The organism is Colwellia sp. Arc7-D (assembly GCF_003061515.1).
Taxonomy (GTDB): Bacteria; Pseudomonadota; Gammaproteobacteria; order Enterobacterales; family Alteromonadaceae; genus Cognaticolwellia.
Map to the genome: position 1 here is coordinate 2,814,845 of NZ_CP028924.1, position 16,957 is coordinate 2,831,801.

13 protein-coding genes and 1 pseudogene are annotated in these 16,957 nt (G+C 38.3%); 3 read left to right on the plus strand and 11 right to left on the minus strand.

Annotated features, from left to right (window positions below; all coding sequences use genetic code 11):
- The first annotated feature begins 37 nt into the window (after positions 1-37).
- The 3 genes and pseudogenes from dsbG to DBO93_RS12300 all read left to right on the plus strand — a co-directional run bounded on the left by dsbG (position 38) and on the right by DBO93_RS12300 (position 5,004).
- Positions 38-694: a thiol:disulfide interchange protein DsbG gene (dsbG, locus tag DBO93_RS12290; RefSeq protein WP_239058979.1), complete on the plus strand. Its 657-nt coding sequence runs from the start codon at positions 38-40 to the stop codon at positions 692-694.
- 44 nt (positions 695-738) lie between these two features.
- Positions 739-3,878 (plus strand): annotated as a pseudogene (locus DBO93_RS12295) (efflux RND transporter permease subunit).
- 1 nt (position 3,879) lies between these two features.
- A complete protein-coding gene (locus tag DBO93_RS12300) occupies positions 3,880-5,004 on the plus strand; it encodes an efflux RND transporter periplasmic adaptor subunit (protein ID WP_108456611.1) in 1,125 nt (374 codons plus the stop codon).
- Between the two features lie 229 nt (positions 5,005-5,233).
- Here the strand turns inward: DBO93_RS12300 and DBO93_RS12305 are convergent, their stop codons facing one another.
- From DBO93_RS12305 to sseB, 11 genes are all read right to left on the minus strand, one after another.
- Positions 5,234-5,623: a hypothetical protein gene (locus tag DBO93_RS12305; protein WP_108456612.1), complete on the minus strand. Its 390-nt coding sequence runs from the start codon at positions 5,621-5,623 to the stop codon at positions 5,234-5,236.
- A 118-nt stretch (positions 5,624-5,741) separates the two neighbouring features.
- Positions 5,742-6,074 carry a DUF6488 family protein gene (locus DBO93_RS12310; RefSeq protein ID WP_108456613.1) on the minus strand — a complete coding sequence of 111 codons (333 nt, stop codon included), beginning with the start codon at positions 6,072-6,074 and terminating at the stop codon, positions 5,742-5,744.
- 48 nt (positions 6,075-6,122) lie between these two features.
- A complete protein-coding gene (locus DBO93_RS12315; RefSeq protein ID WP_239058980.1) occupies positions 6,123-6,698 on the minus strand; it encodes a hypothetical protein in 576 nt (191 codons plus the stop codon).
- A 49-nt stretch (positions 6,699-6,747) separates the two neighbouring features.
- The gene (locus DBO93_RS12320) at positions 6,748-7,446 is read right to left on the minus strand and encodes a HupE/UreJ family protein (RefSeq protein ID WP_081153518.1); all 699 of its coding nucleotides are present in this window, start codon (positions 7,444-7,446) and stop codon (positions 6,748-6,750) included.
- Complete coding sequence (locus tag DBO93_RS12325; protein ID WP_108456614.1) at positions 7,439-10,600, minus strand: CusA/CzcA family heavy metal efflux RND transporter; 3,162 nt, start codon at positions 10,598-10,600, stop codon at positions 7,439-7,441. Before DBO93_RS12325 ends, DBO93_RS12320 begins: the two co-directional genes overlap by 8 nt.
- 19 nt (positions 10,601-10,619) lie before the next feature.
- Positions 10,620-11,855, minus strand: coding sequence for an efflux RND transporter periplasmic adaptor subunit (locus tag DBO93_RS12330; RefSeq protein WP_108456615.1), 1,236 nt, complete (start codon positions 11,853-11,855; stop codon positions 10,620-10,622).
- A gap of 3 nt (positions 11,856-11,858) precedes the next feature.
- On the minus strand, positions 11,859-13,172 hold the full coding sequence (locus tag DBO93_RS12335; RefSeq protein WP_239058981.1) for a TolC family protein: 1,314 nt from the start codon (positions 13,170-13,172) through the stop codon (positions 11,859-11,861).
- A gap of 123 nt (positions 13,173-13,295) precedes the next feature.
- Complete coding sequence (locus DBO93_RS12340; protein WP_108456616.1) at positions 13,296-14,264, minus strand: M56 family metallopeptidase; 969 nt, start codon at positions 14,262-14,264, stop codon at positions 13,296-13,298.
- Positions 14,264-14,650, minus strand: a complete 387-nt coding sequence (locus DBO93_RS12345) for a BlaI/MecI/CopY family transcriptional regulator (RefSeq protein ID WP_108457833.1) — start codon at positions 14,648-14,650, stop codon at positions 14,264-14,266. Before DBO93_RS12345 ends, DBO93_RS12340 begins: the two co-directional genes overlap by 1 nt.
- 727 nt (positions 14,651-15,377) lie before the next feature.
- Positions 15,378-15,809: a hypothetical protein gene (locus DBO93_RS12350; RefSeq protein ID WP_108456617.1), complete on the minus strand. Its 432-nt coding sequence runs from the start codon at positions 15,807-15,809 to the stop codon at positions 15,378-15,380.
- Between the two features lie 105 nt (positions 15,810-15,914).
- The gene (gene sseB / locus DBO93_RS12355; RefSeq protein WP_108456618.1) at positions 15,915-16,712 is read right to left on the minus strand and encodes an enhanced serine sensitivity protein SseB; all 798 of its coding nucleotides are present in this window, start codon (positions 16,710-16,712) and stop codon (positions 15,915-15,917) included.
- Positions 16,713-16,957: the final 245 nt, after the last annotated feature.

Consider the following 16,957-nt stretch of genomic DNA (forward strand, 5'->3'; position numbering starts at 1 on the left):
CTGCCCCTTAACGTTATTCACTCAGCAAGGTGGTGAAGTGGTCAGTTCTTTTGAAGCGCCGGCAAATATGACTGGCTATATCGCTAACTTTCAAAATGAGACTATTACTTTGTATGTCACTGAAGACGAAAAGTACTTATTTACAGGCCCATTAATGGATGCTGAAGGTAATTCTGTAGGTGAAGAAAAGCTGAATGCTTATGTTAATGGTCCAAAGGCGGTTAAGAATTGGCAAGCCCTTGAGAACAGTCATTGGGTAAGAGATGGCTCTGCGTCAGCCAAGCGTATTGTTTACACTTTTACGGATCCCAATTGTCCTTATTGTAAACAGTTATGGCATAAGGCACGGCCTTGGGTTGATTCAGGAAAAGTGCAAATTCGTCATATTTTAGTCGGCATTTTAAAAGCAGATAGCCTAGGAAAAGCCGCGGCCATATTAAGCGCTGATAATCCTGAAGAACAATTGAAAAAATTAGCCGGCTCAGGATTATTTCAGTCTATAAAACCAATAGAAAACCCAGAAAAAACGATCCGTGACAAGCTAATTAACAACTATAAAACCATGCTGTCTTTAGGTGCCCGCGCGACTCCAGCTACTTTTTATCTAAATGCAAACGGAGAGTTTAATAAACAAATCGGCTTGCCTCCTGAGTCAATATTAGCCGATATTTTTGCCCCAAATGACGGTAAGTAGAGTTTAGTCAGATGAATTATATTTTATTAACAGAGGCTAAATAAATGTGGTTAGTTAAGCTCGCGCTTCGTCAACGTTATACGGTTGGCGTATTGGTTATATTATTGTTGCTTTTTGGCATTAGGTCTTTACAAAAAACATCTACTGACATTTTACCTTCAATTGATATTCCCTATGTCAACGTATTGTGGCAATACCCAGGTCTTAGTGCCTCTGAAATGGCGTCAAAAATTTCATCATTTAGTGAAATTGCCATCATGAATAATGTTGACGATGTAAAGCGTGTTCAATCTGAAAATGGTAATGGCTACTCGCTCATCCAAGTCAGTTTTCACCCCAGAGCAAAGTTAGCTGTGGCACTATCGCAAATTACCAGTGTCTCGCAAACCATACTAAAGCGGCTACCAAACGGAATGACTCCACCGTTAATAGTAAATTATACGACGTCAAGCGTACCTATACTTCAACTCGCCGTTTCTTCTCAAACAATGACTCAGTCACAGCTGTATGATTACGCTCGACTAACACTAAGACGACAATTGCAGTCAATACCGGGCTTACGATTGAGCCTACCTTTTGGTGGTGCCCCTAGACAACTAATGATAGATATCGATCCCGATAGATTACAGGTGCATGGACTAACAGCAAAAGAAGTAGCTATGGCTATTTCGCAACAAAACATTACGTTACCTGCTGGTATTTTACGTGAAGGAAAAGTGGCATTTACCGTTTCAACTAATGGCAGTCCGGAAGGTGTAGCTGAGTTTAAAGCTATCCCATTAAAAATAGCGAACATGGTCTAATTCAACTTCAAGATGTTGCAACGGTTCGTGATGGTGGCGCGGTTGCAACGAGTTTAGCTCGTGTAGATGGGCAAGCAGGCGTTATTGTTTCTATTTTAAAACTAGGAAACTCATCTACCGTTGATATCATTAATGAAATCAACCGTCGTTTACCAAACATACAAAACGCTGCGCCTAAAGGCCTAACCTTAACACCTATATTTAACCAATCTAAATTTGTTGTGGCTTCTAGAAATGCAGTGTTAATTGAAGCGGTAATAGTCGCCCTATTAGTTGCTCTAGTCGTTTTAATTTTTATTGGCAGTGTTCGCAGCACGGCCATTGTGCTTACTTCTATTCCTTTAGCCCTTTTGGCTTCTCTTACAGGGTTAACGCTTTTTGGCCACACATTAAACCTCATGACACTAGGAGGGCTAGGGTTAGCAATCGGTATATTAGTTGATAATGCCTTGGTTGAAATTGAGAATATTAACCGTAACTTAGACTGCGGCAAATCAATTCGACAAGCCGTAATAGATAGTGCGAAGCAGGTGGTATTTCCTGAGCTTGTTTCAACGATGAGCATATGTATCGTTTTAATGCCTATATTCTTGTTAAGTGGTACAAGCGCATACATTTTTGAGCCTTTAGCCTTAGCGGTTCTGCTCGCTATGATTGCATCATTTATACTCTCAAGAACATTGGTGCCCATACTCGCATTTTTATTACTGAAGAATGAACGTGAAAATGTAAATCGAAATTCGTTAGTGCATAAAGTCCACATTAACGTTGAAAACAAATTAGACCGTATTATTGCGGTGCATCTATTAAACTTAAAGCGACTATTGAGATGCCGCATCTTAGTACTCACTGGTGTGAGTATCGTGGCCAGTATCATATTTGCCTCTACGTTTATGATGCTAGGAAAAGACTACTTTCCTAAATCTGACGCGGGTGGAATTCGACTACACCTTAGAGTTGAAAATGGTGTGCGATTAGAAGAAGCTGCAAAACAGTTCGCGAATGTTCATCAATTAATTAGAACGATAATCCCTGCAAACGAAATTCAGGCCATTGTTGAGAATATTGGGCCACCAGATGCTATAAACCGAACTTGGATTAGCTCTATGATTAGCACGTCTTCTGAAGGCGAGATATTAGTACAGTTAACCCCTGGTCATGCACCAACTGACCTTTATATTCGAAAAATCAGATCTCAGTTAGCGTTACAATTCCCTGACTACCAAGCGCTCTTTCGTCCTGCTGATATTATTTCCCAAACACTTAATGGCACGGCTAGTTCTGCCATTGAAGTAAAAATTACGGGCCGAGACATAAAAGGAAACTTACAAGCCGCAACAAAACTAATGAGCCAGTTAAAAAATGTTGAAGGTGTTGCTGATATTATCATTGATCAAGTTACGGCCTGGCCTGATATCAATCTCAATATTGATAGAATACTTGCAAAAAAACTAGGTGTGAATATGACTGACATAAGTCAGACCCTATTAGTGAGTTTAAGCTCTAGTGCAAACTTATTCCCCAACACATGGGCAAATAATGGCATCAGTTATATTGTTGCGGCTCAGGTTCCGCCCTATCGTTTAGACTCGTTAAACACCTTGTTAAATACACCAGTTAAGGCCACTAATTCAGCTCAAGGAACCCTATTATTAAAAAGTCTAGTGAGTGTAGAAAAACGCGCTCGTCCAGCGTTAATTAAACGTCAAATGTTAGCCCCCAACATCAGTATATTGATCAACATTGATCAACGCGATTTGGGTTCGGTTTATACCGACATCGCAAACAACGTTGCGTCGACAAAGGCTACTCTTAAAGCTGGCAATAAAATCACCATTGAAGGACAAGCACAAGACATGCTACTAGCCTACAGTGACTTAGCTAAGGGTATGGCGATGGCTGCAATTTTAGTATTTCTACTGATGGTAATAAATTTCCAATCTTGGGCCTTGCCACTTGTGGCTTTAAGCGCAATGCCTATGGCCATTACTGGCTCTCTGCTTGCTCTATTCCTGTCAAATACGCCGTTAAGTGTCTCCGCATTTATGGGCATGATTATGGTAATAGGAGTAACCACGGCAAATAGTGTTTTAGTTGTCAGCTTTGCCAGAGCTGAAATGCTTGCGGGAAAACTAGCAAAAAACTCAGCATTATCTGCGATAAAGACCAGGTTTAGACCCGTAATTATGACAGCTATAGCTATGTTGGTTGGCATGATCCCCATGGCATTAGCATTGGGAGAAGGAGCAGAACAAAACGCTCCTCTTGCAAGAGCTGTTATTGGAGGCTTAATTTTTGGCACACCAACAACTTTGACATTAGTACCACTAATACTGAGCTTTCGAACTAAGCCAATGTTTCAAGATCTCGAGGAAAACTAAAATGACAGAATGTAAAATAAAAAGTAGTACTCAAGCTAATATCCAATGTACTGCATTGCATAAAATTCAGCATAACATTGTACTTATTGGCTTACTTTTATTAACGCCAACATTGACTGTGCAAGCAGAAACGAATTCCCAATCAAGTTATCAAACCGCTAAGCTAACAAAAGTTTTAGATCAAAAAACGGTGAGTTTGCCAACTGTTTCTCAGGCTAAACAAACGACAAAGTTATATTCTAGAGCCAGTGGTTATATCAAAGAACAATATGTAGAAATTGGTAGTGCTGTCAGTAAAGGCGATGTACTTGCAGTAATTGACGCTCCTGAGATTAAACTGCAAGAGCAACAAATACTGGCTGACATTGAGTTTGGCAAAGCCGAGCATGAATTAAATCGATTAACGTTGAAACGAGCCAAGCAGTTAATAAAAGATAACTTAATTAGCAAAGCTGAATTAGATAGGCTGACCATTCAAACAGAAAAATCAAAGGCTAAAATAGCGAGTTTGTTCGCACAAAAAGAACAAAACCAATTTCAACAATCATTACTCATTATAACGGCACCAATTGCTGGATACATTACCGATAAAAATATTGAGATAGGCGACATGATCAATGGAGGTAGCAACCCATTAAATAACTATCTTTATAAACTACAAAATATCAACGATTTGAAGTTGATTACATACGTACCACAAAACGAAGTTAGTAAAATATCAATTGGGGATACTATCAATGCCACGTTTACAGGGTATGAGGAGATAGTTGTATCTGCGACCATTACTCGCATGGCGCACGCTATAAATGTGGCAACTGGAACAATGAAAGTTGAAGCGGAGTTTGATAATAGTAAACATAATCTACCAACCGGTCTTAACGGGAGTATCAACTTTACAATCAAAAACACTAAACTTGAGAGGCCAAGATGGAATGCGCCTTTAGCAGCACTTACCTATCATCAAGGAGGACCTGCGATTGCGACCGTTAGCGAGAATAATATTCTATTTCAAAAAATCGAGATAGTTTCACAATCAACCGACAGCTTTATATTTGTCAGTCCAAATCCAATTTACAAAACAGTTATACTGAACCCTAATGCTTTATTGAATCAAATAAGTCATTAGGGTTCAGTTTTTGACGGAAAGTCTACTTGTTTTTTTGAAACTCAGATACAAATGAACAAAATGCCAAGTATAAATTTCTTCCTATGTTATTTAACTAATAGCGCATTAAGATGAGATACACATTTATTACTTTGTCAGCTTTTATTTCATTTATACAGCAACCTAACTGTTTCATGCGAGCCTGGTTCTCGTCACTTTTCTACATTGGTGTGTCCTTACAGAAAAGTATTTAATGGCTACTTTGAAAGTTAGGAGAGTTCTGATCATGAAATTCAACTTTAATTAATAAATTTTCGGGTAACTTTCTTGGCAAATTAACGGAGAAATAATCACCACCTCTACGCATACTTCGATGAGCTACAGGCACTATAATGTGCAGCAGCAATTTCCCTTCATTGGAAAATGCACTAACGTCAATGTGACCATTACGAGCAGCAAAGCGTTTGGATTTCTTAAAATAGCCACTTACATTAATTGCTCCACCTGATTTGAAGGCAGTGACATTTTCAATCTTCCATGTTTGAGAGTTTTGATTGAGAATTTCGGTATTTATTGGAATACCTGCACAGCCGTATAGCATAGCTACAATAGTCATTAATATTGGTAAGTTACACTTCATGGTTGTACTTTCCCATTTGGTTAAATTTATAATACGTTCAAATGATTATTAATTATAAGTGTTTTTGTTCATTAGCTTTATTGGAAGGAGGGCATGTTGCCCCCTTCCATTTTCTATATTAGAATTTAGCTTCAGAGTTAACCTTTAATACATCACCAGACATTGTCATCAGAAAATAAATTGTTTTATTTTCTGACACATTGTTCGCACTAACAACATAGCGGTTAGCTTCTGTCGCATGAAGTTTGAAATTTTCTGTAGTCAAATTCTTCCAATTATCACCTAACTTTCCAACTTTAAAGCCCAAGTCTTTGAAAGTAAGTTGTTTAGTGACTTTAGTTGCAATTTCTATCGCTGCATTGGGGCTTATTTTCCCATGGTCAGAATGTGCAAATGCTGAGCTTGTGCTAAGCATTAATGTAATAAATAGGGCTATAATTAGTTTTTTCATTTTGTAACTCCAATTGTTTAATTCAAATTTAAAGTGTATTGATAGTGATTATTTAAGGCCATGCTGCGCATATTCGCCTTTGACAATAAGCTGTACAGTAATCGGTGTATCAGTAGTGTTTTTCCAGTACCAGCCCTGAGAGCCAGAAAATGGCGCTGTAAAGCTACCTTTCATCTCACTCAAAGTTGCTATGGCATAGCTTTCAAAATAGCCTGTTTTGTCGCCTTCAGGTTCTCCGTGTAGGTCAAAATACAATGCAGAACCATCGGTTATCCATTCGTACTCAAGTTTTTGATATTGCGCCATGATAAATTTGTACTCAACACCACGACCGGCAGGAACAAGCACTTCTATTGTTTCTGAATCTCCTTTTGATTTTTTTGGTGCTTCTGGTGTTAAGAGTTGATCGGCACTTGCATCCTTCCCTTGATGAAAAATAGTTAAGCCAAGTTCATGCCCAATTCCGGTAGGGTCTATATCATATTCAGCAGGCAATATAATGATTAACAGTGTAAATGCTGCGAATACTATGCTGAAAATCGTATATTTGAGCAGCGCAGAGTTTGTTAATACCATCGTTTGTGGCGTTGCTTGTTGCATTTTTTCTTGCCCTTTATCTTGCATAGTCTTATCTCTTAAAATAGGTAAAATTTGAATCGTAAAATTTAATCAATTAGTTAATGAAATAGCCCGTAAGTTGTAAACCGACCAACATAAACCCAGCGCTCATTAACAAGCAGTTCGTATTTTTCGCAAAGCGAGTAAAGCTGCTATGCGTACGCCAAAAATTAATAATTAATAATATAAAAGCCAAGGCGGTAAATTGCCCTAATTCAACCCCAACATTAAAGGCGATTAAATTAGTAATTAAACCGTCATCGGGAATTTGGAATTCTTGCAGCTTAGTTGCCAATCCGAAACCATGAAAAAGGCCGAAAATTAATACCGCTAATTTAGCATTAGGTGATTTGCCAAAAAGCCGATTAAATCCTCCTAAGTTATCAAAGCCTTTATAGACAACAGACAGACCGATAATGGCATCAATTAAGTAAGCGTTAACTTGAATATCGCTAATCACACCGAACAACAAGGTTATGCTATGGCCTAGCGTAAACATGCTGACATATAGCAAAACATCTCTGCTTCTATATAAAAAGAACAACACACCTACAAGGAATAATAAATGGTCGTACCCTGTCACCATGTGCTTAGCACCGATGTATAAAAATGGAATTATCTGCACACCCGTATTTTGTTGTAAAAATGCACGTGTACTATCGTCTACACCATGAGCAAATGCTTCTATTGGTAGCCATAGCGCCATAAGAGCGATAAGGCTTAATAAGCCATATCGCTGATAATTATTAAACATTCACTGTTTCCTTTGTGTCAGCGGTTGAAGAAGTTGTCCCTTTAGGAAAGGTTTCTTTGTGGCTGTGTAATAAACGGTATAAAGCAGGTAGTACAAATAGGGTTAATAAAGTAGATGAAATTACTCCACCAATGACAACTGTTGCTAACGGACGTTGCACTTCAGAGCCAATACCAGTATTAAGTGCCATAGGTACAAAACCTAGTGAGGCAACAAGTGCAGTAGTTAGCACAGGTCTAAATCTTGTCAAAGCCCCTTCAATAATGGCGATATCTAGTGCAGCACCTTCACGTCGCAATTCTCTGATAAATGACACCATAACTAATCCGTTTAATATGGCGATGCCAGATAGGGCAATAAAGCCAACAGCTGCTGATATTGAAAACGGAATATCGCGCAGTAACAAGGCAAAAATACCACCGGTTAATGCCAAGGGAACACCTGTAAATATAATCATCGAATCTTTAAAAGAGCCGAGTGCTAAGAATAATAAACCGATGATCATCACGAGAGTAATGGGCACTACAACGGATAGTCTTTTTGATGCAGATTGCAGTTTCTGATAGGTGCCACCATATTCAATCCAGTAACCCGCAGGTACTTCAACTGAGCTTTCAATAGCGGCCTGAATATCTTGAACAAAAGAGCCTAAGTCTCTTCCTCTGACGTTAGCAGTAACAACCACTCTACGTTTGCCATTTTCTCTATTGACTTGATTTGCTCCCTCAACCAATTCAAGTTCAGCTACTTCTTGCAAGGGCACATACTTACCTTCACTTAGTGCTATTGGTAAATAAGCTAGAGCGTCAACATCTGTTCTTAGATCTTCAGGAAGACGAACAACAATATCGGATCTCCTATCACCTTGATAAAACTTACCTGCAATGGTGCCACCTAAGGCAGTTGCCAGCTGATCTTGTAAGTCTTTTATACTAATGCCATATTTTGCCAGTTGTTCATGGTTCGGGTTAATGGTCATCATAGGAAGGCCTGTTGTTCGTTCAACTTGAACATCAGCTATTCCCTCTACGTTAGCAATAGCGGCATTGATACTGTTGCCTAATGTCGTTAATGTTTCAAACTCATCACCAAAAACCTTGATGGCAAGCTCAGCCCTAACACCGGCAAGTAACTCATTAAAGCGCATTTGAATAGGTTGAAGAAACTCATAGCGATTACCTGGGATAGGCTCTACTACTGCTGCTAGCTCTTCGACAAATTGCGATTTAGGCTTGTTAGGATCAGGCCATTCGCTACGTGGTTTCAAAATAATAAAATTATCAGCAACGCTCGGTGGCACGGCATCGGTTGCAACATCTGCGGTACCAATTTTGGCAAACACACGCTCAACTTCTGGCATCTGATTGATTTTTTCTTCCAAGACTTTTTGAAGTTCAACTGCTTGTGATAATGAAGTACCAGGTATGCGTAATGCGTGCATAGCTATATCACCTTCATCCAAATTTGGCACGAATTCACTGCCCAATTTGTTGACTGAAAAGCCAGCGACTCCAACAAGACCAATTGCAGCTATAACAACAAACCAACGAACCTTAAGCGCAAAAGTCAACGAAGGTCGATAAAGTGCAAGTGAGGATTTAATAATGATGTTTTCTTTTTCTTTTACTGGACCTTTGAATAAAATAGCAATAGCCGCAGGTACAAAAGTTACTGATAAAAACATAGCGCAACATAAAGCGATAACAACGGTTATTGCCATAGGATGGAACATTTTCCCTTCAACCCCTGTTAGTGCAAAGATCGGCAAATAAACCGCTGTAATGATAAATACACCAAATAATGCCGGTCGAATAACTTCCTTAGTGGCATCAAATACGAGTGATAAACGTTCATTTAATTCCATAGAACGTCCATTTGAAGAGGCTGCACTAAGCCTTCTCATACAGTTCTCAACAATAATAATGGCACCGTCTACTAATAGGCCAAAGTCTAAGGCTCCTAAGCTCATTAAGTTGGCGCTAACTTTAGTTTGTACCATACCTGTAATCGTCATTAGCATGGCAAAAGGGATCACGGCAGCTGTGAGTAAAGCGGCTCTCATATTCCCTAATAATAAAAATAGCACGACAATAACTAATAATGCGCCTTCTAAAAGGTTCATTTTTACCGTATCTAAGGTTTTTTCGACCAATTTAGTACGATCATAAACGGCGGTAACGGTTATCCCTGTCGGTAAACTTTCTTTCACTTCTTCCAATCTTAAGCCGACAGCTTTAGCAACTCTTTGGCTATTTTCCCCAATGAGCATAAAGACAGTACTCATCACCACTTCTCTACCATTTTGAGTGGCAGCACCTGTTCTTAATTCTTTCCCTTCCCCAACATTAGCAACATCCGAAATACGGACCACGCTACCATTGGTAGATTTAACAGGTATGTTAGCTAAGTCTTTTAAGCTTTTGGCTTGTGCTGGAATACGTAATAGCCATTGAGCACCATTTTTTTCAATAAACCCTGCACCCTTATTATCATTATTGTTTTCTATTGCTTGAATAACATCTTGCTGACTAACACCAAAAGTCAGCAACTTTTTAGGGTCGAATGCAACGAGGATTTCACGTTTAAAACCGCCAATAGGGTTAACTTCAACTACCCCTTGAACCTGCATTAACTGAGGACGAATAATCCAGTCATGTACAGTCCTTAAGTCCGTCGCAGTAATAAGTTCACCTTCATCATTACGTGCGCCTGGCTCGGCATCAACAGTGAACATAAATATTTCACCTAATCCGGTCGCTATTGGACCAAGTTCAGGCTCTAAACCAAAAGGTAAATCAGATTTCGCTGAAAGCAGTCGTTCATTAACAAGTTGCCTTGCAAAATAAACATCGGTTTCATCACTAAATATGGCGGTAACTTGCGATAAACCGTAACGAGAAACAGAACGTGTGCTTACTAAATTAGGTATGCCAGCTAACGCAGTCTCTAAAGGGTAAGTTACCCGTTGTTCTACTTCAAGCGGAGTATAACCAGGTGATTCTGTGTTGATCATTACCTGTACGTTAGTTATATCAGGAACGGCATCAATTGGTAATTTAGTGAAATTCCAAATACCTAGTGCTGCAAGCGCTAGTACGACTAACATAATGATAGAACTTTTACGGATAGAAAATCTAAGTAAATATTCGAGCATAATTAAACCTTAATAATCCTTAATGATCGTGTGAGGCGCCAGATTTTTCAATATCGGCTTTGAGGATATAACTATTCTCTGTGACATATTCAGTGCCAATGGAGATACCACTTAGCACTTCTATTTCATCGCCAACTACTCGGCCTAGTTCGAGCATTCTTACTTCATATTCGTCACCCACTTTGGCATATACGACTGTAAAGTCTCGAAAGCTTTGCAACGCTTTACGTTCAACTGCCATAGCAACATCGTATGAGTCAATTTCAATGTCGGCACTAACAAATAAACCTTCTGATAACACAGAGTCTGGATTGTTAACTAACACACGAAATAGTTTCGCCTGATCATCTCTTACTTTTAGAATTCGACTATCAATGGTGCTGACTTGTTTTGCTTCAACACCATTTATCGTCAACGTGGTTTTGGCACCAAGGCGTATAGTTGATAAGTTTTTTGGAAAAACAGCTAGCTCAGCAATTAATGTTTTATCGTTGGTGATTTGTAGTAATGAACGACCTTTTGATTGCTCTCCAGAAGTCACATTAACCTTCGTTACTATGCCATTTTGGGCAGAAAGTACCTTGTAAGATTGCAGACTTTCATTACTTTCTACAGTAAAGAGTAGTTGCCCCTTTGTGACAGAATCACCCAGTTTTACATGTACTTTTTCAACAAGCCCATCAAAGCGAGCATACACGTTGCTAGTTGCATCAGCAGGCAAGGTTAACCTGCCATAGACTTCAACAGTTTCGTGAAATGTGGATGGTGCTACAAAGTCAGTGACAATTTCCATTGCCTGGGCAATATCGTCCGCAATTTTGGTACGACCTTCAAAATTGTCATATTGCCAATCATAAGTTTGTCCCTGATATTTAGCGTAAAGTGAAACCAGAAATGAGTGAGGTTCATAAATAACCATGTCGCCACGAAGGTATTCTCCTTCCTGATAAAAGTTTATGTCATCTATGCCATCGCCCAACCGAGTTAATTTTACATTGAGCTCTACTTTTGATGGATCTATAGCTTTACCATCCATTGTTGCCCACACGCGAAATTCTGGTGGAACACCTGTTTCAAAAATGGCTAACTCTATAGCAAAATCACCTTTTCTCAGCATTCGACCACGATTAGGGCCTTTCTCTGGTTCAGATTCTTCTACTTTTTGCTCTGAAACGGCAAAGCTAGAGAAACTCGCACTTAAGCCAACAAAGCATAGCGTGCCTATTAGCATTAATATTTTAAATGTTGATCTCATGGGTTATTTCTCGTTACTTGTTTTGTTAAAAGGAGCATTAGAGGCTTTATTGATGGCAACTAGGGACGTACCCGTTAACCGCTCTATTTCAATATTGTTTAAATGCGCATTTTGATAAGCGCCTATCAAATCTGCTTGAGCATTTATTAATGCTTGTTGCGTATTCATCCACTCGGTATAACTATACATACCCGCGTTGTAAGCTTGCTCGGCTTCATTAAAGGCTTGTTCTAACAATGGAATGACTTTCTCAGTTACTGCGTGAATAACATGCTGGCTGTGTTTCATTTGCTCGATCAGCACATATAACTGTGTATTGAGCTTATGAACGAGGGCTAGTGACTCTGCTTCTAGTTCATTTTGAGTGGCATGTAATGCCCTTATTTTCCCTTCATTTTGATTCGTATCACCAAAGGGGATCGAAACCCCAGCTACTAAGCCGAAATCATCAGTTGTTTGATAACGACGTAAACCAGTTGAAAATTGCCATAAGGGTTTAGTCTCAATACGTGAAAGCTCAATTTCAGACTGAGCAATTCGTTTTTTGGTGGCGAAAAGGCTAACAGAAGGCGTCTGTTTAAGTTTATTAACTAAAGAATTAAAATCAGAACCAGTCGCTAACGATAAGTTTGGTAAAGATAATAATGACCCAATCACCCTACTCTTCTTATGCTGTTCACTAAGATTTACTGCTTGAACTTGTCCACCCCATTGAGCAAACAGTTGATATTTACTTACGTCAACTTCGTGAGTTAAATCTTCAACGTCCAATTCACGCTTAGCAACTTCAGCTTGAGCTTTTAATTTATCTATTCGGGATGAATTTCCCACTTTCACGCGTTGTTCTATGGATTTTAATGAATTATTCGCTTGTTTTAGGCTGAATTTTGCTAACATCAATCGTTCTTTATCAACGAGAACTTGTATAAAGTATCGTGCCGTTTGTGCCGCTAAATCCAAGGCTTTTACTTCACGCTCTAAGGCAACAGTTGAGCCATACTGTTTAGCCGTTGCCATTTTACGTTTCACTAACTCCCCATCTAATAACCAAGATATCGACAAGGTTGACTGAGCATTTTTAAAGCCACTATGTTCACCAGTACCTAAGGCATCTTCAATTGTAAAGCCGATTTGTGGTCTAGACTGAACTCCCGCTTGTTGAGCATAACCTGAGTAAACCTCTGCTTTAAGTGCAAATGATTTAAGTTCAGGATGCATACTGATGGTTCGTGAAATAGCAGATTCTAAATCAATGGTTTGCAAAGGACTTTGTTGAGCAAAAATAGCAGTTGGCACTAGTGATATGAATATAAGCATGATGCTCTTATGTTTGAGGTTAACACATGCAAAAAACCGACTGCCAATCGGCTTTTTGCAAGTGCGCATTTTAAAGTAGCGTTTCATTGTTAATACCTTAGCGTAAGACTTTAGATGAGTGTTTTAATGCGTAAATAGGGTTTCAATAACGTGATGTAAGCTATCTACAGATGTTGTTGAAATCAAAACTAAAAAGAGTATGGCTATCAAAACACCTCCCTTGGGAAATGTTTTGAACTGTTTGTCATTGAGTAAATGTAGTACTCGTTGTTCAATAGCGTGTCGGCAAAAATGAACAAATAACTCACTGTTATATTGTGGGTGAATTGAATAGTTAGCTGCCAATTTCGTAAATTTTATCATGGTACTAGCGACATTGTTTGACTGTTGTTGGTTTTTGACAAACAAAGAATCAGCGTCTTGTTCCATAGATAGAGACATCATGGATAGTAATAAATGCTTAATATTAGTTGCAAAATAAGCTGAGAAAAATGAAAAAAGCCATTTTTTCATTGGATCATAATGGTGTACATGAGCTAGCTCATGCTGAAGGATGATTTCTATATCATCAGCGCCTAGTTGCTCAATAAGACCCGTTGACATAAAGCACGAAGGATTGAGCATCCCTCCTGTGAATGCTGTTGGTAGAGGTGACTCAATGATAAATACTTGTTTACGCTTCTCTGTCCCAAATCTACGCAAAAGACTGATCTGCTGATGGTTGTGATAAAGCACAATTATTTTTTTTGTAAAAATATATAGACTGAAACCAACGAAAATGAGCAAACTAATACTATGCCAACTCAGGAAATAGAAAATATCTGAATGATGCCAATGCGCTATGTCAGTCAGCCAATTAGATGTCGAATCATCTTGAAATAATGGACTAAAAACAAGTGTGACACATACAGCAATAAACCAAGGAGTGAGCACAGATAACCATAATAATGATTTACGTGTAGTGACAGCATAATCAGCTAATCTTCCCTTTAGAGACCAAAATACTGCTGAAACAAATATGTTAGCTACTATAAAGGCTAATACCCCTACAGCAAGTAAATTAAATGCTAATGCCCATTGGTCATAAATCATTATTCGGCATTCTTCTGTAGTTTTTGACGTTGCTGTTCAATCATTGCCTCTAACTTATCAAGCTGTTGTTCATCTAAATCTTCTGAAATAGAAGAGAAGGCAGCAATGACACTATTCTCATCTTTAGAAACAAAATCATGAGTAACATTTTTGATAAGTTGGCCTATTAATTCATGACGTTCAACTTTGGGGTAGTATTGATAAGCATGGCCGCTTTTCTCTCTGCCAAGTAAATCCTTTTTAAACAATCGCTCTAAAGTACTTTGTATAGTATTTAGTGATCCACCTCTATTTTTTTCAAAATAACTAAATACCTGTTTAGCATCAGCAGGTTGTATTTTCCATAGATATTCTAAAACTTGTTTTTCTAATTCACCGAGTTGCATAGATTTTTTCATTGCTATAAATTCTGGTGTGATATTGACATACTAAAAACCGACAGGCAATCGGTATTTAGTGTTTTTACGGTTATATATTCATATTAACTTTTGGAAATGGTGTCTGTGCTTTGTTTTTTTATTCGGGTAGTTGTTGTGAAATGATTAGTACAAAAGTATTCGTAAATTACCTGCTAAAACCGAGAGCATCAGATTAACAATATTCATATTAGGTTCCTGCGGTATAATGAATAAATACCGTTTATTATTGTCTAAATAACTATTAATTTAATATTTCACTTTAACTCGATTGTATTTACGCTTTGTGAGAATAAACGTTGAATATTCAAATGTCAGCTTTGACGATGCCGACTATTTATCAAGTTCCATTTAACTCCATAAAATGAACTCAGAGTTAACTTTAAAAAATACATAACCAACGTATGCTTTGAGCTTAAACCAGCCCCACAAGTGAGCAGAAAATCTTAGCTAATATTGCCTAAATATGTTCCTGAATTTGCAAAAGCTTAATGTCCGCAATTGGCTAACAGAAGTCACAAGGTTATCTTCGATGCTAATGACCGCTTTATTAGTTAAGCGGACGTTAGAATAAAAACTGCTAGAGTCCGCAATGCGCACATTGCGGACATTAGGTAATAAGCACCAAACAAAGCTTAGAATTAGATTTTGGTGTCAGTTTTATCGGGGGAGGATCAACACCCGCTTAATTAGCTTGTTATAAGTCGCCGTAATGCCAAGTTCCATTTGAAGCGGCCACTATTTTGTCCGCTAGCTTTTTAGGTATTTTAATATCAACGTTTTTAATGCTCAATACTACGTGATCGAAAATAGTTCCTTCGATTTTTTTACCAGTTACCTCAACTAGTGGTACCTTAATTGGTTCGTGACCAATACGAAATAGAAACATAATTCCTAGGTAGAGTTCAGAGCTATTTACACCGACGGTAACACAATTACTGTAATTCACTAATCCCATTTTCATGGAACGTAAGTAAGACTTTTCCCCTTTAAAACTCTCCCTACATGGGTATTGTTTTGCTAAATAACTCCATCCGCCAAATTTTGATAAAATAAAGCAGACAATACTCCACAATCCAACAAAAAAAAGTGGAAATAATTGCGGGTACTCTTCGAAGATTACATTCATGCTAATTAATACTCATAACGCCACGTTAAGCGGCAAATAATAGCTGGCTAAAATGTGTGAGGCACGAACAACAGCCAGCTGTTACTTGTCCGTTTGAACACTTTATCAGGCTTTTCCTACACCAAAAAATGAACGCAACTTTTTACCCCAAGTTCGTTCATAAAAAGGAGCTAAATTAATAAGATACTGACTCACTCCAGCTTCATCTGGCCGTACAATGAATAAATCTACAGCTTCACCTGCAGGAGCAGTATCACCAGCGACATGCCCAACTTCACGCATTGCTAATTCTAAATCCCCATCCCCTTCTATCCCAACAAGTAAATGAGGTTTTTCATCAATAGAGCGATCATGCATTAGAGCAACATAGGCTTTTTTAACTTCTTTATGTTTAACTAAAAGTTGAGTTAACGAATCGACCATTTTGGTTGGATAATTAGACGGTTGACCAAGTAGAACTTTTGTTTCTTTTTCTACAACTCTTTGAGATGGTACTTGACTGATACCGTTATTTAAAAGCTGTTCGATTTCTTGAGGAATAAACTCCTTCCCATAGTCAGATTTAGGGTTAAGGAAAAGATTAGACCCCATAGTCATTTCAAATAGCGATCTTACTGGTAATTCTATATAAGATTGCTCACTATCAAGAGCCTTAGATAAAACATCCAAAGACGAAAAAAAAGGAATAACGGGGTCACCATCTTGTTTTTCCCAATTTTGAATGTTTATTTTACTCCCAGCAAGTAGATCTATTTCATCTAATTCTGTGGGCTGTTCTCCAGTATCACCAAGTACAAAAATTGTTGATTGTAATAAAACTGAGCAAAATTCAGGGCGATGAGCTGGCTCATCAGCAGCCAGTCTTAATAGTGCTTCAAGTTTGTTTTCTCCGTCAATATCCATTTCATCCTCCGAAGGCCTAATGCCATAATAACAGACAAAAAATAGTTTGTTAAAATGTTGAGGGACGAAAACAGAAAACTGTTTTTATCCTTGTTTATTAGGTACACCTTACATTTGTACAGACTGTTAAGAGTTCTGATTTAAGCCTTGGTAATTCCTGAACGCCATAATCTTGCAGCCAAGTAGGAAAAATTAGAACTCGATTTGTTGGTAACTCTATTTCTAATTGATTTCCTTCAGGTGTA

Coding starts and splice junctions, on each gene's coding strand:
- DBO93_RS12300 (WP_108456611.1), top strand. CDS start 3,880: ATGACAGAATGTAAAATAAAAAGTAGTACTCAAGCTAATATCCAATGT.
- DBO93_RS12305 (WP_108456612.1), bottom strand. CDS start 5,623: ATGAAGTGTAACTTACCAATATTAATGACTATTGTAGCTATGCTATAC.
- DBO93_RS12310 (WP_108456613.1), bottom strand. CDS start 6,074: ATGAAAAAACTAATTATAGCCCTATTTATTACATTAATGCTTAGCACA.
- DBO93_RS12315 (WP_239058980.1), bottom strand. CDS start 6,698: ATGCAAGATAAAGGGCAAGAAAAAATGCAACAAGCAACGCCACAAACG.
- DBO93_RS12320 (WP_081153518.1), bottom strand. CDS start 7,446: ATGTTTAATAATTATCAGCGATATGGCTTATTAAGCCTTATCGCTCTT.
- DBO93_RS12325 (WP_108456614.1), bottom strand. CDS start 10,600: ATGCTCGAATATTTACTTAGATTTTCTATCCGTAAAAGTTCTATCATT.
- DBO93_RS12330 (WP_108456615.1), bottom strand. CDS start 11,855: ATGAGATCAACATTTAAAATATTAATGCTAATAGGCACGCTATGCTTT.
- DBO93_RS12335 (WP_239058981.1), bottom strand. CDS start 13,172: ATGCTTATATTCATATCACTAGTGCCAACTGCTATTTTTGCTCAACAA.
- DBO93_RS12340 (WP_108456616.1), bottom strand. CDS start 14,264: ATGATTTATGACCAATGGGCATTAGCATTTAATTTACTTGCTGTAGGG.
- DBO93_RS12345 (WP_108457833.1), bottom strand. CDS start 14,650: ATGCAACTCGGTGAATTAGAAAAACAAGTTTTAGAATATCTATGGAAA.
- DBO93_RS12350 (WP_108456617.1), bottom strand. CDS start 15,809: ATGAATGTAATCTTCGAAGAGTACCCGCAATTATTTCCACTTTTTTTT.
- sseB (WP_108456618.1), bottom strand. CDS start 16,712: ATGGATATTGACGGAGAAAACAAACTTGAAGCACTATTAAGACTGGCT.